The following is a 17656-nucleotide window of genomic DNA, read 5'->3' as shown; positions in this document are numbered from 1 at the left end:
CCTCAGCGCCTTATTTCCCCAGACAACGGTGACGCTTTTGACCAGCTCTCTCCCCACGCCTGCCCGCGATATCGACGGCAAGGCCATCTCTGCCCAGGTGCTCGACGAGGTTCGCGAAGAGGTCCTGCTGCTAGCCTCGCAGCAAATCTACCCGGCCCTGGCGGTATTGCTGGTGGGCGATGACCCGGCCAGCCACGTCTACGTGCGTAATAAGCTGCTGCGGGCCAAGGAAGTCGGGATTCGCTCCCTGGAATACCGGCTGCCGGAAGATGCCAGCCAGACGCAGGTGCTCGACCTGCTTGCCCGCTTGAACGCCGATGCAACGGTCAACGGCATTCTGGTGCAGTTACCGCTGCCGGCGCATATCGACGAGGCGGCAGTGATCCACGCGATCGACCCGATCAAGGACGTGGATGGCTTCCACCGCGAAAACGTCGGTGGCCTGGTGCAAGGCATCGAAGTGCTGACGCCCTGCACGCCCAGCGGCTGCATGCGCCTGCTGCACGAAACCTGCGGCGACTTGAGCGGCTTGCACGCGGTGGTGATCGGGCGTTCGAACATTGTCGGCAAACCCATGGCAACCCTGCTGCTGCAGGCCAACTGCTCGGTCAGCGTGGTGCACTCGCGCAGCGTCGATGCACCGGCGTTGTGCCGTTTGGCCGACATCGTCGTCGCCGCCGTAGGCCGGCCGCAGCTGATCGATGCCAGTTGGCTCAAGCCCGGCGCAGTGGTCATTGATGTGGGGATCAACCGCATCACCACCGAGACCGGCACACGGTTGGTGGGGGATGTGGACTATGCCAGCGCACGCACCGTAGCCAGCGCGATCACGCCGGTGCCCGGCGGTGTGGGGCCGATGACGATTGCCTACCTGCTGAAGAACACCCTGGTGGCGAGCCAGCTGCAACGCAGCAAGGCAAATGCGGGAGGAGACTTGCCCCCGATGGCCGTGGCTCAGCTACAACCCAGCTGACTGAAAGACCGCTGTCGGCGCATAGGTATCCACAACGGTAACCACGATGCGAAGCGAGCCGCTCTTGCTCTTGCTCTTGCTGTAGATCTTGATCTTGATCTCAGGCGCCCCGTTAACCACGCTGGCCGGAATCCGATAGTGATGTGGGGGGTAAACCGGCAGGGATGCCGGTTTAGCCGCCCCGCGCCATGGATGGCGCGTGGCGGCGGCCCCCCACATCACTGTCGGATTACGGGCACACCGAGCCTGGGCGAGGTGCCGAGTGGTGGGGCAAGAGCCCTTTGCTTACTTTGGGGCTTTTCCAAAGTGAGCCGCCGTAAGGGCGGAACCAATAGCCGCCTTTACCGCAGCAACGGATATGTACTCGATCCGATCCAACATCCTGGTCGGCTGTCAGGCCGCCATCGGGGGCAAGCCCCCTCCCACATTTCAGTCCCGGGGCACCCGTTAGAGAGTCGTCGGCTCCCGAGCCGCCACGGGGCAAGTCGAATCGTCGCACCGCCCCTCCCACATTTTGAGCTGCGTTTACTCAGGGGGAATGATCAGTGGTTGTAGGCCCGCTCATTATGCTCGGCCAGGTCCAGCCCCATCTCCTCCACCGACTCATGGGCACGCAAGCCAACCAGGACATTGACCCCCTTGAGGATGATCCAACTGATCACAAAGCAGTACACCGTAGTCAGCAGCACCCCCTTGAGCTGGGCAACCACCTGCCCGCCCATGGTCACACCTTCCACCAGGCCCCCCATGGACGGTACACAGAACACCCCGGTCAACACCGCGCCGATCATCCCGCCGATGCCGTGCAGGCCGAACACGTCGAGGCTGTCGTCGTAGCCGAAACGGCGCTTCAACACCGTCACGCTCAAGTAGCAGAACACCCCGCACAGCAAGCCGATGGCCAACGCACCGCCGACGCCCACGTAGGCACACGCCGGGGTGATCCCCACCAGGCCGGCCAACGCGCCGCTGGCCAGGCCGAGGGCACTGGGCTTGCCGACCTTGAACCACTCGGTGAACATCCAGCCCAGGATCCCGGCGCAGGCGCCCAACTGAGTGTTGAGCATAACGATGCCCGAGGTGCCGCTGAGGCCGCCACCGGAGCCGATATTGAAGCCGAACCAGCCGACCCAGAGCATCGCCGCACCGGCCATGGTCAGGCTGAGGTTATGCGCCGGCATCGGCGTGTTCTGGTAGCCCTTGCGCTTGCCGAGGATCAGGCACGCAGCGAGCGCAGCCACACCGGCATTGATGTGCACGGCGGTGCCGCCGGCAAAGTCGAGCACGCCCCAGTTATGCATCAAGGCCCCCGAACCGCCCCAGACCATATGCGCCACCGGGGCATAGACCAGGGTGAACCAGATGGCCATGAACAGCAGCGCCGCCGAGAATTTCATGCGTTCGGCAAAGGCGCCGGCGATCAGGGCCGGGGTGATGATGGCGAAGGTCATCTGGAAGGTCACGAACACCCCTTCCGGAATATCCCCCACCAGGCTCTCCGGGGTCATGCCCGCCAGGAAGGCGCGGCTCAGGCCACCGACAAAACTGTTGAAGGTCACCTGCCCTTCGACCATGCCGGTGGTGTCGACCACCATGCTGTAGCCGTAGATCACCCACAGCACGCCCACCAGGCCGGCGATGCCGAAGCACTGGGTGAACAACGAGAGCATGTTTTTCGCACGGACCAGGCCACCGTAGAACAACGCAAGCCCCGGCAAGCACATGAACAGCACCAGCACGGCGGCGGTGACCATCCAGGCGGTGCTGCCGGTGTTCAAGGTGGGGGCGTCGGCGGCCTGGGCCAAGGGTGCAAAGGCACTGGCCACCAATAAACCGAAGAGGGATTTGCCGAGAAGACGATTGACCATGTTCAAAGCTCCTGCAAAAGAAATGGGAAGTACCTGGGTGTAGTGAGCGGGCTTGCCCCGCGCTGGGTGGCGAAGCCGCCCGTAAACCAACCGCCGCATTTCTACCTCAATGAATGCGGCGGCTTTATTGGGGTGGCTTCGCCACCCGGCGCGGGGCAAGCCCGCTCACTACAGGGGCCCGCTAGTAACCGGAACCCGGCACCCAGCTGGTTCCTGCCAGCGGCACCCGCGCCATGGCGGCCGATTCCACCGTCAGCGCCACCAGGTCCTCGGGGTCGAGGTTGTGCAGGTGCGATTTGCCGCACGCACGGGCCATGGTCTGCGCTTCCAGCACCATCACCCGCAGGTAGTTGGCCAACCGCCGCCCGCCTTCCACCGGGTCGAGGCGCTTGGACAGCTCCGGGTCCTGGGTGGTGATGCCGGCCGGGTCGCGGCCGTTCTGCCAGTCGTCGTAGAAACCGGCGGCCGAGCCGATCTTTTTCAGTTCCGCGTCCAGCCGTGGGTGGTTGTCGCCCAGGGCAATCAGCGCCGCCGTGCCGATGGCGACCGCATCCGCGCCCATCGCCATGGCCTTGGCCACATCGGCACCGTTGCGGATCCCGCCCGACACGATCAACTGGACCTTGCGGTGCATGCCCATCTCTTGCAAAGCCTGTACCGCTTGCGGGATGGCCGACAAAATCGGGATGCCCACATGCTCGATAAACACTTCCTGGGTCGCGGCGGTGCCGCCTTGCATACCGTCAAGCACGATCACATCGGCACCGGCCTTGACCGCCAGCTTCACGTCGTAATACGGCCGGCTCGCGCCGATCTTCACGTAGATCGGTTTTTCCCAATCGGTGATTTCGCGCAGCTCGGCAATCTTGATCGCCAGGTCATCGGGGCCGGTCCAGTCCGGGTGGCGGCAGGCGCTGCGCTGGTCCACGCCGATCGGCAAGGTGCGCATGCCGGCCACACGCTCGGTGACTTTCATGCCGAGCAACATGCCGCCGCCGCCGGGCTTGGCGCCCTGGCCGAGGACGATCTCGATGGCGTCGGCCTTGCGCAAATCATCCGGGTTCATGCCGTAGCGCGACGGCAGGTACTGATACACCAGGTGCTGGGACTGGCCGCGCTCTTCCGGGGTCATGCCGCCGTCACCGGTGGTGGTGCTGGTGCCGGCGATGGTCGCGCCACGGCCCAGGGCTTCCTTGGCGTTGGCCGACAACGCACCGAAGCTCATGCCGGCGATGGTCACCGGGATCTTCAGGTGGATCGGCTTCTTGGCGAAGCGGTTGCCGAGGATCACATCGGTGCCGCACTTCTCGCGATAGCCTTCCAGCGGATAGCGCGACACGCTGGCGCCGAGCAGCAGCAAGTCATCGAAGTGCGGCAGCTTGCGCTTGGTGCCGCCACCGCGAATGTCGTAGATGCCGGTTTCGGCGGCACGCTGGATTTCCTGGATGGTCAGGCGGTCGAAGGTGGCCGACTCGCGCAGGACCGGAGGGGTTTGTTCAGTCATGGTGAAGCTCCTGATCAGTACGCGGAGGCGTTATCGACTTTGAAGTTGTAGAGTTGACGGGCCGAGCCGTAGCGCTTGAAATCCGCCGCCTGGTGGGCGAAGCCGGCGCGGTCGAGCAGTTCCTGCAACTCTTGCAGGTGCTCGCTGCGCATCTCTTTTTCAACGCAGTCCGAGCCCAGGGACTCCACCGTGCCTTTCACGTAGATATGGGTTTCGTAGAGCGAATCCCCCAGCGCATCGCCGGCGTCGCCGCACACCACCAGGCGCCCGGCCTGGCCCATGAAGCAGCTCATATGGCCAATGCTGCCGCCGACGACGATGTCGATGCCCTTCATGGAAATCCCGCAACGCGCGCCCGCATCGCCCTCAATCACCAGCAAACCGCCATGGGCCGTGGCCCCGGCGGCCTGGGACGCGCTGCCTTTGACGCGCACCGAGCCGGACATCATGTTCTCGGCGCAGCCCACGCCGACATTGCCGTGCACGGTAATCGAGGCCTGCTGGTTCATGCCCGCGCAGTAGTAGCCGGCGTGGCCCTCGATATCGATGGACACGGCCTGGTTCACCCCTACCGCAAGGTTGTGCTTGCCGTTGGAATGGGTCACGCGCCACTCGTTGTCGATGGCCTGGGCGTGCAGCGCCTGGTTGAGGTCACGCACGGTGGCGGTGGAAAGATCGATGGTTTTCATGTGTGCGCTCCTTAAGCTGACGGGCGTTCCCAGATGTACAACGTGGCCGGTGCCGGCTCCCAGATCCGCGCGTTTTCGATGCCCGGCAGGCTCGACAGCGCCTGGTACTCGGAGGCCATGGCGACGTAGTCGTCGGTCTCGGCCAAGATCGCCGGCTTGCACGCAATCGGGTCGCGGATCACCGCAAAGCCGTTGCGCGTGCCGATGGCGAAGGTGAAGAAGCCGTCGAGGTCTTCCAGGGAGTGGTCCAGCGCCTCTTTGAGCGAATCGCCCTGTTGCAGGCGCCAGGTCAGGTAGCCGGCGGCGACTTCGGTGTCGTTGTCGGTTTCGAAGTGGATGCCTTCGCGCTTGAGTTCCTGGCGCAGGCGGAAGTGGTTGGACAGCGAGCCGTTGTGCACCAGGCACAGGTCGGCGCCGGTGGAGAACGGGTGGCTGCCTTCCATGGTCACCGCGCTTTCGGTGGCCATGCGCGTGTGGCCGATGATGTGGCTGCCCTGCATGTTTGCCAGGCCGAAGCGTTGGGAAATTTCCTGGGGCAGGCCCATGCCCTTGAGGATCTCGATGCTCTGCCCGGCGCTCATGATGCGCACGCTCGGCGCCAGTTCGGCCAGGGCCAGGCGCACCGGGGCTTCGTCGGCGTGGATCTTCAATACGGCGGCGCTGGCGTTCTGGAACCAGTCCAGGGAACAGCCGAGGCGCCCTTCCAGCTCGCCCATCAAGCCTTTCCAGTCGAAGGCTTCGGTGGTGGCTTGCAGGGTCAGCTTGACCCAGCCATCGGCGACTTCATCGCCGTAGATGGCGAAACCGGCGCTGTCCGGGCCACGGTCGGTCATGGCTTGCAGCATGGGTTCAAACAGCTGGCCGAGCTGGGGTTCCAGCTGCGGATTCTTCAGGTACAGGCCTACGATTCCACACATAACAAGTCTCCGTCACACGGTGTCAGAAAAATTCGGTATAGCGCTGGATTTCCCAGTCGCTCACATGGCGGCTGTACTCCACCCACTCCATGCGCTTGAGCTTGATGAACTCGCCCACGATCTGCGGGCCGAGCATTTCGGCGAACAGCGCGTCGGCTTCCAGCGCGTCGCAGGCTTCCTTGAGGGATTGCGGCAGGGTCTTGATGCCGCGCTCGGCGATCTGCTCGAGGCTCAGGCTGTAGAGGTTTTCGTTGCAGACGTGGTCGATTTCCAGCTGGCGATCGATACCGTCCAGGCCCGCGGCGATGATCGCAGCGCTGACCAGGTAGGGGTTGCAGCCGGCATCCGGCAGGCGGAACTCCAGGCGGCCATACGGCACGCGGACCATGGCCGAGCGGTTGTTGGCGCCAAACGCAATAAAGGCCGGGGCCCAGGTGGCGCCGGACAACGAGTTGCCGACCACCAGGCGCTTGTAGGAGTTGACCGTGGGCGCGGCGAACGCACACAGCGCCGGGCCATGGGCGAGCAAGCCGGCGGCGAAGTGATAGGCGAGTGTCGACAGGCCCATGCCGCTCGGGTCGCTGGCGTCATGGAACAGGTTTTTGTTCTCGGCGCTGCTGATCGACAGGTGAAAGTGCATGCCGTTGCCGGCGCGTTTCGGGTCGGGCTTGGGCATGAAGGAGCAGATCATGCCCAGGTCATTGGCGATCTCGCCGGCGGCCATGCGGAAGAAGGTGAAGCGGTCGGCGGAGGTCAAGGCATCGCTGTAGGTGTAATTGATCTCGAACTGGCCGTTGGCGTCCTCGTGGTCGATTTGATAGACCTCGAAATCCACCGCCTGCAAGGCTTCGGTCAGGCGCTCGAGGAACACCCGCGAACGCGACAGGCCCTTGTAGTCGTAGCAAGGCTTGTCGAGGTTGTCGCTGGGGTCCACCAGTTGCAGCTTGCCCTGCTCGTCGCGGCGCATCAGGTTGAACTCGGGCTCCAGGCCGGTGTTCAGCGTCCAGCCCTTGTCCTGCAGGCGCTGCACTTGTTGCTGCAGCACGTAGCGGCTGTCGTAGGGATGGGGCTTGCCGTCGACATGCCCGACGCACACCACGCGCCCATAACCCGGCTGCCAGGGTACCGGGGTCAAGGTCGACAGATCGCCGCGCGCCATGAAGTCCGGGCCATGGGGTTCCATGCCCATGCCGCTGATGGCAAACCCGGCAAACCCCGCGCCCTCTTCGGCCACGGTCTTGAGCCCGCAGATGGGCACCGACTTGGTCTTGGCCGCACCGTGTATATCCACAAACTGCGCAAGCACGTATTTGATCCCGTGCTTGTCGATGATGCGCTGGGTTTCTGCTGGCAACATTGCGTGTCACTCCTCGCGAAAGGCAAAACCGTGTGGGTGGGCCTAGGCTGTCTTTTTATTCCTAAAAAGAAAGTTAGTTTCCTTACAGGAATGCAATACCCTTGCCAGAATCGCGATCGACACATCGAAGTGGGTGGAGCTGCGCTTTTGTGCTGTATATATGGGAAAATTCTTTTCCCCGCAGGAATACGCACAGCGGGGTGGCCTTCAAGCGCCAGACCTTGCACTTTCCCAGTGCGAAAATAATATTACTGAACGGAAACCGTGCAGGAGCCGATGATCATGTCCACCGAAACCGCCCCGCGCCTCAAGCTCGAGCAATACCTGGGGCTGCAGATCAAACGCCAGCGCCAGGCCCAGGACCTGAAGCTGTCCGACGTGGCGAAGATTGCCGATATCAGCCAGGGCATGTTGAGCAAGATCGAGAACGCCCAGGTCTCCACCAGCCTCGATACATTGAGCCGCCTGTGCGATGTGCTCGGGCTGCCGCTGTCGAAGTTATTCAGCGAATACGATCAGCAGGATGGCAGCGCCTTGCTGGTCAAGGCCGACCAGGGCATGGAAGTGGTGCGCCGTGGGACGGAGAAGGGGCATACCTATCACCTGCTCAACCACACGCGCGGTCCGAAGAAGAGCTTCGAGGCGTACATGGTCAGCATGGATGACGCCAGCGAGGAGTTCCCGACCTTTGCCCATCCAGGGACGGAGTTTCTGCATTTGCTGGAGGGGGAGTTGATTTACCGGCATGGCAACCAGCTGTATCGGATGGAGGCCGGGGACAGCTTGACGTTTGAAGGCGAGATTCCCCATGGGCCGGAAGAGTTGGTGCGGGTGCCGATTCGCCTGCTGTCGATCATGAATTACGGCAACGACAAAGAGTAATCCGGACTCGATACACCTGAAGCACAGAGATCCAATTGTGGGAGGGGGCTTGCCCCCGATGAGGGAGTGTCAGTGAATGCATCTTTCACTGCCCCCCCCTCATCGGGGGCAAGCCCCCTCCCACATTTTTAACAGCGTTCGATGCCGTTGGGCCTGTGTAAAAATTCCCCTCAGTTAAAAAACTTTCCCAAAACCCTGGACGCCCCGGCCCCATTCCCCTATAAAGCCACTTCAGGAATATTTTATTCCCCACAAGAAAACGCGCTCAAGGAATGAGCCTGCTGTCCTCAGACATTTTTTCGCTATGCGATGAGCTGCCGCCATCATCCCGAGGACGTGTCATGCAACACGAAAAAAACCATTTCATCATCAAGGTGACGTGCCCCGCCGTGTCCGGCATTGTCGCTGCCGTCACCACTTACCTGGCGGACAAGGCGTGCTACATCGGGGAAATGGCGCAGTTCGACGATGACTTCAGCGGCCGCTTTTTCATGCGTGCGGTGTTCCGTTTCAACGATGGCCACACAGGCGACCTGCAAGCGATCAGAGACGGTTTCGCCGATGTCGCCCAGGCCTTCGACATGCAGTGGGAGCTGTACGACACCCGCGAGCCGATGCGCGTGATGCTGATGGTGAGCAAGTTCGACCACTGCCTCACCGACCTGCTCTACCGCTACCACAAGGGCGAGATGGACATGACCATCACCGCCATCGTCTCCAACCACCTCGACCTGCGGCCGATGGCCGAGCGCGAGGGCATTCGCTTTATCTACCTGCCGGTGTCCAGGGACAACAAGGCCGCGCAGGAAGCCGAGCTGATGAAGATCGTCGACGACACCCGCACCGAGCTGGTGGTGTTGGCGCGCTACATGCAGATCCTCTCCGACGACCTGTGCCGGCAACTGTCGGGGCGGGCGATCAATATCCACCATTCGTTCCTGCCCGGGTTCAAGGGTGCCAAGCCCTATCACCAGGCGTATCAACGCGGTGTGAAGTTGATCGGTGCCACCGCGCACTATGTGACCAGCGACCTGGATGAGGGCCCGATCATCGAGCAGGAAGTGCAGCGCGTCGACCACGTGTACAAGCCCGACGACCTCGTCGCCATCGGCCGCGACACCGAAACCGTAGCCTTGTCCAAGGCGGTCAAGTACCACCTGGAGCACCGGGTCTTCCTCAATCAGGACAGAACGGTGGTGTTCCGGTGAGCGCGCATAAACTGATCGACGGCAAAGCCGCTGCGGCGCGAGTGCTGCTGCAAGTGCGCGAGGACGTGGCGCGACTGCATGGGCAGGCTATTCAACCGGCGCTGGCGGTGATCCTGGTGGGCAGCGACCCGGCCAGCCAGGTCTATGTGCGCAACAAGATCCTGCGCGCCGGAGAGGTGGGCATCCGCTCCGTGGAGCATCGCCTGCCCGGCGATACCAGCACCGAACACTTATTGATCCTGATCGGCCAATTGAACGCCGACCCGGCGATCCACGGCATCCTCCTGCAATTGCCGTTGCCGGCGCAGATGGACGAACTGCGCGCCCTGGAGGCCATCGCGCCGGACAAGGACGTCGACGGGTTTCACAGCCAGAACGTCGGCGGCCTCAGCCAGGGCCGCGCAGTGCTCACGCCGTGCACCCCGAGCGGTTGCCTGTATCTGTTGGAGCAAACCTGCGGCGACCTGCGTGGCAAACACGCGGTGGTGATCGGCCGTTCGAACATCGTCGGCAAGCCCATGGCCGCGCTGCTGCTCAAGGCGGATTGCTCGGTGACCGTGCTGCATTCGCGCAGCCACGACGCCCAGGCCCTGTGTCGCCAGGCCGATATCGTGATCGCCGCCGTGGGCCGCGCCCGCTTGATTGACGCGAGCTGGTTGAAGCCCGGCGCGGTGGTGATCGATGTCGGCATCAACCGCATCGACGACGACGGCCGCAGCCGCCTGGTGGGTGATGTCGACTTCGACAGCGCCCTGCCCCATGTCGCCGCCATCACCCCGGTGCCCGGCGGTGTCGGGCCGATGACCATTGCCTTCCTGATGAAAAACACCGTGGCCGCCGCCCTGGCGCAACACCACGCCCTACGCAGCCAATCGGAGGCCGTATGCCATTCAATCTATTGAAATACGGGCTGAGTTCGGAGTACCCGGTGGAGGTGGACCTGCCACCGCCCAAGGAACTCAAGTCGAGTTACGACGTGGTGATCATCGGCGCCGGTGGCCATGGCCTGGCGACGGCCTACTACCTGGCCAAGTACCACGGCATCACCAACATAGCGGTGCTGGAAAAGGCTTACCTGGGCGGCGGCAATACCGCGCGCAATACGGCGGTGATCCGCTCCAACTACCTCACCAGCGAAGGCGTTCGTTTCTACGCCGAGTCGGTGAAGATGTTCCAGTCGCTGTCCAACGAATTCGATTTCAACATCATGTACTCCGAGCGCGGCCAACTGACCCTGGCCCACACCGACGCCACCGTGCGTTCGTTCCGCCAGCGCGCCGAGGTCAACAAGCACTTCGGCGGGCGTACCGAGATGATTGACCGCCAACAGATCCGCGAGCTGGTGCCCAGCCTCAACCTCGACCCCGGCCACTTGCCGGTGATTGCCGGGCTCTGGCATATCGACGGCGCGACCGCGCGTCACGATGCCGTGGCCTGGGGCTACGCCAAGCAGGCAGCCAAGCGCGGCGTGGAAATCCATCAGCTCACCGAAGTGCAGGACCTGATCATCGAAAACGGCGCCATCACCGCGGTGAAGACCAATCGCGGCACCATCCGGTGCGGCTGCGCGGTGCAGGCGATTGCCGGGCACAGCTCGCTGCTGATGGCCAAGGCCGGTATCCGTTCGCCGATCCAGACCTTCCCGTTGCAGGCCATGGTCACCCAGCCGTTCAAGCCGTTCCTCGACCCGTTGGTGAGTTCCTCGGCCCTGCACTGCTACGTGCAGCAAACCAGCCGTGGCGAAGTGGTGTTCGGTGGCGGCTCCGACCCGTACCCGCTGTTCAACACGCGCTCGACCCTGGACCTCAAGGAAAGCCTGTTGGCCCATGCCATCGAGATGTTCCCGTTCCTGGCCAACGCCAAGTTGATGCGCCAGTGGGCCGGGATCACCGACATGACCCCCGACTACAGCCCGATCATGGGCCTGTCGCCGCTGAAGAATTACTACCTCGACGCCGGCTGGGGCACCTGGGGCTTCAAGGCCACGCCGATCTGCGGCAAGACCATGGCCGAGCTGGTCGCCAGCGGCGGCAAGGTCCCGGACTTGATCAAGCCCTTCGGCCTCGAACGTTTCTCGACCTTCCAGCAAGTCAACGAAATGGGCGCCACAGCGGCCAGCCACTGACGGAGAGCAGACGATGAAAATCATGATTTGCCCGCTCAACGGGCCGCGCAATATCAGCGAGTTCACCTACGGCGGTGAATTCAAACCGATGCCCGATCCGGTGACCTGCAGCGATGCCGAATGGGCCGACTACGTGTTCAACACCGATAACCTCGCCGGTGTGGTGCGCGAATGGTGGATGCACACGCCGTCCAGTTACTGGTTCCTCGCCGAGCGCCACACGGTCACCGACGAGATCCTGCGCACCTTCGATCCGCGCGAAGTGTTCACTACCCGCGTCGACTTCACCACCGCCAAGGAGATCGCCGGATGAACCGCCTCCCCGCCCCCATGGGCCTGCTGATCCAGCGTGACCAGCCACTCGATTTCAGTTTCGACGGCCTGCCCTACCAGGGTTTACAGGGCGACAGCATCGCCAGCGCGCTGCTCGCCAACGGGCGCTTCCTGATGTCGCGGTCGTTCAAGTACCACCGCCCACGCGGCCCATTGACCATGGCCGGCCATGACGCCAACAGCCTGGTGCAACTGCCCCGCGAACCCAACGTATTGGCCGATGCCCACGCGCTGTCCGCCGGCCTGGCGGTGACGGCGCAGAACGTCAACGGCTCGCTGGATAACGACAAGGACGCCTACCTGGGCAAGTTCTCCAGGTTCATGCCGGTGGGTTTCTACTACCGTTCGTTCTACAAGCCCAAGGGCATGTGGAAAGTCTGGGAGCCGATCATCCGCAAAAAGGCCGGCCTGGGCGTGCTCGACTTGACCTTCCAGCCCGAGTACTACGACAAGGCCTACCTGTTCACCGACCTCGCCGTGATCGGCGCCGGTCCCGCCGGCTTGCAGGCCGCGCTGACCGCTGCGAATGCCGGCGCCAAGGTGCTGCTGATCGAGCAGCAGCCGATTCTCGGCGGGTCGCTGACCTACGCGCGCTTCGATATTGCCGGCACCCGTGCCGACACCCTGCGCCGCGAGTTGCTCGGCGCGGTGCAGCAACACGCGAATATCCAGGTGCTCACCGACGCCACCTGCAATGCCTGGTTCACCGACAACTACCTGCCGGTGATCCAGGGCAAGCGCCTGTACAAAGTGCGCGCGCAGCAGTGCCTGGTGTGCAGCGGTTCGTTCGACCAACCGGTGGTCTTCCGCAATAACGACCTGCCGGGGGTGATGCTCACCAGCGCCGCGCAACGCCTGATGAAGCTGTATGCAGTCAAGCCCGGCAAGCGCGCGGTAGTGCTCACCGGCAACGATGACGGCTACCTCGCCGCCCTCGACCTGCATGACCAGGGCGTGGAGGTGGCCGCCGTGATCGACCTGCGTCACGCCCCGGCGGACAAAGCCCTGCCGGGTGCCCTGGCCCAGCGCAAGATCCCGTGCCTGAGCAACAGCACCGTGTTCGAGGCCCTGCATGAAAAAGGCCTGCGCCATGTGAAGGGCGTCGACGTGCGCCAGATCACCGGCCAGGGCCAGGTCAGCGCCAGCGGGCACGTGATCCACTGCGACCTGCTGTGCATGTCGGCCGGTTATATGCCGGTCTATCAACTGCTATGCCAGGCCGGTGGCAAGCTGGCCTATGACGACTCGCGGGCGGAGTTCAGCCTCAGTGGCCTGCCGCGCAACCTGGGCGTGGCCGGTTCCGTACACGGTCGGCATCAACTGGACAATGTGCTGGCGGATGGGACCAACGCCGCCGCCGATAGCCTGCGCGCCCTTGGTTTGAACAGCACCAGCCCGCGTGCAGCGCTGCGCAGCGAAGCCCAGGTCAACTTCCACTGGCCGATCTTCCCGCACCCCAAGGGCAAGGATTTCGTCGACTTCGACGAAGACCTGCAAGTGGCGGACATCGTCAACGCCACCCGCATCGGCTACCGCGATGTGCAGTTGGTCAAGCGTTACTCCACGGTCGGCATGGGCCCGTCCCAGGGACGCCATTCGGCGCTGCCGACCGCACGGCTGGTGGCCTGGGCGACCCAGCGCACGATCAGCGAAACCGGGGTCACCACCGCACGGCCGCCGTTCGTGGCGGAGAAACTCGCCCATGTCGCCGGACGGGCCTTCGACCCCTACCGGCAAACGCCGATGCACGCGCGCCATGTGCAAGCCGGGGCGAAGATGATGCCCGCCGGTATCTGGCAGCGCCCGGCCTATTACGGCAAGCCCCAGGACCGCGAAGCGTGCATGCAGGCCGAAGCGCTGCACGTGCGCAACAAGGTCGGGCTGATCGATGTGTCCACACTCGGTGGCCTGGACGTGCGCGGCCCGGACGCCGCCGAATTGCTCAACCGCATGTACACCTTCGCGTTCCTCAAGCAGCCGGTGGGCCGTTCGCGTTATGCACTGATGACCAACGAACACGGCGTGGTGATCGACGACGGCGTGTGCGCGCGGCTGGCCGACAAGCATTTCTACGTCACCGCCACCACCAGCGGCGTCGACCGCATCTACCAGCAGATGCTCAAGTGGAACGCACAGTGGCGCCTGGACGTGGACGTGACCAACGTCACGGCGGCGATCTGTGCGGTGAACGTGGCCGGGCCGGATTCGCGCAAGGTGCTGGAGCAGGTGTGCAACGACCTCGACCTGAGTGCCGAAGGCTTCCCCTACCTGGGCGTGCGCCAGGGCACGGTGGCCGGAATCAAGGCCCGCTTGCTGCGGGTCGGGTTCGTCGGCGAGCTGGGCTATGAAATCCACGTACCGGCACGCCACGGCCTGGCGTTGTGGGACGCGTTGATGACGGCCGGCAAGGCCTTTGACATTCGCCCCTTCGGCGTCGAAACCCAACGCCTGCTGCGCCTGGAAAAAGGCCATGTGATCATCAGCCAGGACACCGACGGCATGACTCACCCGGCAGAAATCGACATGGGCTGGGCGGTCAGCCGCAACAAGCCGTTCTTCGTCGGCCGCCGCTCGGTGGACATCCTTGAAGCCCAGCCGCTGAAACGCAAACTGGTGGGCTTCAGCCTGCCCAAGGGCAGCGTGCAACCGCTGGAAGGCCACCTGGTGCTCAACGGCGCGGACATCAGCGGCAACGTCACCTCCTGTGAATATTCCGCCAGTCTGGGCCGCATCATCGGCCTGGCCTACGCCGGGATCGACCAGAGCACACCGGGGCAGCGCATTCCGATTCGCGTCGAAGGCGGCATCGTCGTCCAGGCCGAGGTGGTGCAACTGCCGTTCTTCGACCCCACTAACCAACGCCAGGAGGGTTAAGCCATGACCAGTCTGAAAGCCCACGAATTGTTCACGCCGCCCTGCCAACTGCAGGACCAGACCGACCTGCCCCGGGTCGGCTTTCGCGGCGCACAAAGCGCCGAGTACCTTACCGCGCGCGGCTTCACGTTGCCGGGCGCGCCCAACCAAGCCAGCGCACAAGCGGACGGCAGCTGGGTGGCGCGCCTGTCGCAGAACGAATACCTGGTGCTGGGCAGTCCGCAGGATCAGGGGCAACGGATTGCCGATGAAGAAGCGCGTTGGGAACTGGACCACCGCGCCAATTACCTGCTGCCGCGCCAGGACAGCCATGCCTGTGTGCGACTCAGCGGGGGCGTGATTGCGCAGGTGATGGCCAAGCTGTGCGGGGTTGACTTGAGCGACCCGGCGTTCAAGCCCGGGATGGTGGCGCAGACGTCAGTGGCGCGGGTCAATGCGATTGTCATCCACACAGGGAGTGTGGAGCTGCCGGCGTTTCATATCCTCTGGGATCGCGCCTCGAAGGAATACTTCGAGGGCACGTTGCGGGATGCGTTGGAGGAGTTCGGCGGAGTGGCTCAGTCGGTGTAGCCCAACCGCACCGCCCTGATCTTCCGGGTGTGTTGACGTGTCGCCAGGCAGTAATACAACGGGCACGTCACCACCAGTCCCATCAGCCACGACAGGTCCGCGCCTTCCACCAGGTTGGCCCACGGCCCCACATACAGCGACGTATTGGCAAACGGCAGTTGCACGATGATGCCGATGCAGTACGCCACGATTGCATGCAGGTTGAAACGCCCATACACCCCGCCATCCGCCTGGAAAATCGAGGCAATGTCATAGACCCCGCGCTTGATGATGTAGAAGTCGATCAGGTTGATCGACGCCCACGGCACCAGCACCAGCAACAGCGCGAGGATCAGGCCGATGAATTGCGAGATGAAGTCCGCCGACGCGCCCAACGCCACCACGCAGCAACCGGCCAGGACCACGCCCGACAGCAGCACGCGCACCTTGATGCTCGGGGTCCAGTGGCTGGCGAAGGTCTGCACCGAGGTGATGATCGACAGCACCGCGCCGTACAGATTCAGGGCGTTGTGGCTGATGATATTGAGCAGGAACAGCACCATCAGGATCGGCCCCAGCCAGCCGGTGGCTTGCTTGACCGCGACCATGGCTTCGGTGCCTTCGGGCGTGGCCAGTGCGGCTACCAGGCCAAAGGCGAAGGACAGGATGGTGCCGAGGGTGGCGCCCAGGTAGGTCGCAATGAACGGCCGGGTGATGCCGATATCCGCCGGCAGGTAGCGCGAGTAGTCGCTGGTGTAGGGCGAAAAGCTGATCTGCCAGATCACCCCCAGCGACACGGTGGCCAACCAGCCAGCGGCGTTGAAGCCGCCACGGGTCAGGAAATCTGCCGGCAGGTCATGGGCGAAGATGTAGATAAAACCGGCCAGCAACGCGCTGCCCATCACCCAGGTGCCGATGCGGTTGAGGCTATGGATAAAGCGGTAGCCGATCACGCCGATCGCGGTGGCGCTGAGGGCGCCGATCAGGATGCTCGCCGGCACCGGCACCGACGGCACGATGCCGACGATGGACTTGCCGGCCAGGACGATATTGGAGATGAAAAAGCCGATGTAGATCAGCGCGGCAAAGAACACGATCAGCAGCGCGCCGTAACGGCCGAACTGGCCACGGCTCTGCACCATCTGCGGGATGCCCATGCGCGGGCCCTGGGCTGATGCGAGGGCAATCACGATGCCGCCGAGCAGATGCCCGAGGGCAATCGCCAGCAGCCCCCACGCCAGATTGAGATGGAACACCTGGGCCACCATGGCACCGGTGACAATCGGCAGCGGTGCGATGTTGGTGCTGAACCATAAGGTGAACAGGTCGCGGGCCTTTCCATGGCGCTCTGCGAGGGGGACGTAATCGACCGTGTGATGCTCGATCAGGGGGTCTTGCCGGGACATCTGGGGCATGGAAATGAACTCGCGTTTGTCTGATCTTATAGTTGTTTGACGCCACACCGGGGGAGCTCTCTGGCCGCCCCTCAGATGAACACCATATTATGGTATTCCAACATTTTCACAAGGCTGATCCGTAGTTTCAGCGCCCATCTGATCCGCAAGTGTGCCACAGGGCACCCCGTTATTTCCTGCCATGGCGCCCGTATTTATTGGCTATTAGACCCAGCCTTGACGTTCATCGGGCGACTGAAAAAGCGGTTGCATCGATTGTATTACGGTATACCATCAGACCTACAACCCCATAAAAACCGCTTTATCCGCAGAGGACCGCCCCATGATCGATGCCGCTATCTACAAACAAGTGATGGGTTCGTTTCCGTCCGGGGTCACCGTGATCACCACGCTCGATGACGACGGGCAAATCGTCGGGTTGACCGCCAGTGCCTTCAGCTCGTTGTCCATGGACCCGGCCCTGGTGCTGTTCTGCCCCAACTACAGCTCCGACTCGTACCCGGTGTTGATCAAGAACAAACGCTTTGCCATTCATGTGCTTTCCGGGGGGCAGCAAACAGAAGCCTATGCCTTTGCGCGCAAGGGCAAGGACAAGGCTCAGGGCATTGAATGGACCCTCAGTGAGTTGGGCAACCCGATCCTGGCGAATGCCACGGCGGTGATCGAGTGCGAGTTGTGGCGCGAATACGAAGGCGGCGATCACGCGATCATGGTCGGCGCGGTGAAGAACCTGATTGTGCCCCGGCACAACGCCGGGCCACTGGTGTATTGCCACGGCAAGATGGGCGCCCTGCCGCTGCCGGCCTGAGCCCCTCCCACAGTTTGATTGCGGGTGTCAGCCCGGTAACCGGTTGAGAGAAAAATTTTGCGGACATTACGTATTATGGTATACCAACAATCAATCCGCCGAACCGCCGTCATCACTGGCAGGCTTCACATTGGCGAGAGCACTTAAGGGCCCG

Annotated in this window: 15 protein-coding genes; 9 read left to right on the top strand and 6 right to left on the bottom strand. The window is 63.2% G+C overall.

Annotation, left to right across the window (positions count from 1 at the left end; translation table 11 throughout):
• Window positions 1-37: 37 nt before the first annotated feature.
• Window positions 38-973, top strand: a complete 936-nt coding sequence (gene folD, locus B9N88_RS04875; protein ID WP_043293248.1) for a bifunctional methylenetetrahydrofolate dehydrogenase/methenyltetrahydrofolate cyclohydrolase FolD — start codon at window positions 38-40, stop codon at window positions 971-973.
• A gap of 542 nt (window positions 974-1515) precedes the next feature.
• Here folD (B9N88_RS04875) and B9N88_RS04865 read toward each other — a convergent pair.
• The 5 genes from B9N88_RS04865 to glnT form a co-directional block, all read right to left on the bottom strand.
• A complete protein-coding gene (locus B9N88_RS04865) occupies window positions 1516-2841 on the bottom strand; it encodes an ammonium transporter (RefSeq protein WP_027603582.1) in 1326 nt (441 codons plus the stop codon).
• A 181-nt stretch (window positions 2842-3022) separates the two neighbouring features.
• On the bottom strand, window positions 3023-4345 hold the full coding sequence (locus B9N88_RS04860; protein ID WP_027603581.1) for an FMN-binding glutamate synthase family protein: 1323 nt from the start codon (window positions 4343-4345) through the stop codon (window positions 3023-3025).
• Between the two features lie 14 nt (window positions 4346-4359).
• Complete coding sequence (locus tag B9N88_RS04855; protein WP_027603580.1) at window positions 4360-5034, bottom strand: GltB/FmdC/FwdC-like GXGXG domain-containing protein; 675 nt, start codon at window positions 5032-5034, stop codon at window positions 4360-4362.
• A gap of 11 nt (window positions 5035-5045) precedes the next feature.
• Window positions 5046-5951 carry a class II glutamine amidotransferase gene (locus B9N88_RS04850; RefSeq protein WP_027603579.1) on the bottom strand — a complete coding sequence of 302 codons (906 nt, stop codon included), beginning with the start codon at window positions 5949-5951 and terminating at the stop codon, window positions 5046-5048.
• Between the two features lie 22 nt (window positions 5952-5973).
• The gene (gene glnT, locus B9N88_RS04845) at window positions 5974-7308 is read right to left on the bottom strand and encodes a type III glutamate--ammonia ligase (protein ID WP_027603578.1); all 1335 of its coding nucleotides are present in this window, start codon (window positions 7306-7308) and stop codon (window positions 5974-5976) included.
• Window positions 7309-7590: 282 nt separating this feature from the next.
• Here glnT and B9N88_RS04840 point away from each other — a divergent pair, with 282 nt between their 5' ends.
• From B9N88_RS04840 to B9N88_RS04810, 7 genes are all read left to right on the top strand, one after another.
• A complete protein-coding gene (locus tag B9N88_RS04840) occupies window positions 7591-8190 on the top strand; it encodes a helix-turn-helix domain-containing protein (protein ID WP_027603577.1) in 600 nt (199 codons plus the stop codon).
• Between the two features lie 341 nt (window positions 8191-8531).
• On the top strand, window positions 8532-9398 hold the full coding sequence (gene purU, locus B9N88_RS04835) for a formyltetrahydrofolate deformylase (protein WP_027603576.1): 867 nt from the start codon (window positions 8532-8534) through the stop codon (window positions 9396-9398).
• On the top strand, window positions 9395-10300 hold the full coding sequence (folD, locus tag B9N88_RS04830) for a bifunctional methylenetetrahydrofolate dehydrogenase/methenyltetrahydrofolate cyclohydrolase FolD (RefSeq protein WP_027603575.1): 906 nt from the start codon (window positions 9395-9397) through the stop codon (window positions 10298-10300). The genes purU and folD (B9N88_RS04830) overlap by 4 nt, the downstream gene beginning before the upstream one ends.
• The gene (locus tag B9N88_RS04825; RefSeq protein WP_027603574.1) at window positions 10282-11523 is read left to right on the top strand and encodes an FAD-dependent oxidoreductase; all 1242 of its coding nucleotides are present in this window, start codon (window positions 10282-10284) and stop codon (window positions 11521-11523) included. Before folD (B9N88_RS04830) ends, B9N88_RS04825 begins: the two co-directional genes overlap by 19 nt.
• Before the next feature lie 13 nt (window positions 11524-11536).
• Window positions 11537-11836 (top strand): sarcosine oxidase subunit delta, encoded by a 300-nt coding sequence (locus tag B9N88_RS04820; RefSeq protein ID WP_027603573.1) that lies wholly within the window; start codon window positions 11537-11539, stop codon window positions 11834-11836.
• Window positions 11833-14730 (top strand): 2Fe-2S iron-sulfur cluster-binding protein, encoded by a 2898-nt coding sequence (locus B9N88_RS04815; RefSeq protein WP_027603572.1) that lies wholly within the window; start codon window positions 11833-11835, stop codon window positions 14728-14730. Before B9N88_RS04820 ends, B9N88_RS04815 begins: the two co-directional genes overlap by 4 nt.
• Window positions 14731-14733: 3 nt before the next feature.
• Window positions 14734-15300, top strand: a complete 567-nt coding sequence (locus B9N88_RS04810; RefSeq protein ID WP_043293246.1) for a sarcosine oxidase subunit gamma — start codon at window positions 14734-14736, stop codon at window positions 15298-15300.
• Here the strand turns inward: B9N88_RS04810 and B9N88_RS04805 are convergent.
• Complete coding sequence (locus B9N88_RS04805) at window positions 15288-16694, bottom strand: purine-cytosine permease family protein (RefSeq protein ID WP_027603570.1); 1407 nt, start codon at window positions 16692-16694, stop codon at window positions 15288-15290. The genes B9N88_RS04810 and B9N88_RS04805 overlap by 13 nt on opposite strands.
• 322 nt (window positions 16695-17016) lie before the next feature.
• Between B9N88_RS04805 and B9N88_RS04800 the strand changes: the two genes are divergently transcribed.
• Window positions 17017-17502: a flavin reductase family protein gene (locus tag B9N88_RS04800; protein WP_027603569.1), complete on the top strand. Its 486-nt coding sequence runs from the start codon at window positions 17017-17019 to the stop codon at window positions 17500-17502.
• Window positions 17503-17656: the final 154 nt, after the last annotated feature.

The sequence above is a fragment of the Pseudomonas sp. LAMO17WK12:I1 genome (genome assembly GCF_900177315.1).
Lineage (GTDB): Bacteria > Pseudomonadota > Gammaproteobacteria > Pseudomonadales > Pseudomonadaceae > Aquipseudomonas > Aquipseudomonas marginalis.
The sequence above is the reverse complement of the archived record's forward strand: the minus strand, read 5'-3'. Positions and strand labels throughout refer to the sequence as shown.

Excerpts from the sequence above, each read along its gene's own strand:
- B9N88_RS04810 (WP_043293246.1), top strand. The coding sequence starts at position 14,734 with ATGACCAGTCTGAAAGCCCACGAATTGTTCACGCCGCCCTGCCAACTG.
- B9N88_RS04865 (WP_027603582.1), bottom strand. The coding sequence starts at position 2,841 with ATGGTCAATCGTCTTCTCGGCAAATCCCTCTTCGGTTTATTGGTGGCC.
- B9N88_RS04820 (WP_027603573.1), top strand. The coding sequence starts at position 11,537 with ATGAAAATCATGATTTGCCCGCTCAACGGGCCGCGCAATATCAGCGAG.
- B9N88_RS04815 (WP_027603572.1), top strand. The coding sequence starts at position 11,833 with ATGAACCGCCTCCCCGCCCCCATGGGCCTGCTGATCCAGCGTGACCAG.
- B9N88_RS04800 (WP_027603569.1), top strand. The coding sequence starts at position 17,017 with ATGATCGATGCCGCTATCTACAAACAAGTGATGGGTTCGTTTCCGTCC.
- B9N88_RS04805 (WP_027603570.1), bottom strand. The coding sequence starts at position 16,694 with ATGCCCCAGATGTCCCGGCAAGACCCCCTGATCGAGCATCACACGGTC.
- purU (WP_027603576.1), top strand. The coding sequence starts at position 8,532 with ATGCAACACGAAAAAAACCATTTCATCATCAAGGTGACGTGCCCCGCC.
- B9N88_RS04855 (WP_027603580.1), bottom strand. The coding sequence starts at position 5,034 with ATGAAAACCATCGATCTTTCCACCGCCACCGTGCGTGACCTCAACCAG.
- B9N88_RS04825 (WP_027603574.1), top strand. The coding sequence starts at position 10,282 with ATGCCATTCAATCTATTGAAATACGGGCTGAGTTCGGAGTACCCGGTG.
- B9N88_RS04850 (WP_027603579.1), bottom strand. The coding sequence starts at position 5,951 with ATGTGTGGAATCGTAGGCCTGTACCTGAAGAATCCGCAGCTGGAACCC.
- B9N88_RS04840 (WP_027603577.1), top strand. The coding sequence starts at position 7,591 with ATGTCCACCGAAACCGCCCCGCGCCTCAAGCTCGAGCAATACCTGGGG.
- glnT (WP_027603578.1), bottom strand. The coding sequence starts at position 7,308 with ATGTTGCCAGCAGAAACCCAGCGCATCATCGACAAGCACGGGATCAAA.
- B9N88_RS04860 (WP_027603581.1), bottom strand. The coding sequence starts at position 4,345 with ATGACTGAACAAACCCCTCCGGTCCTGCGCGAGTCGGCCACCTTCGAC.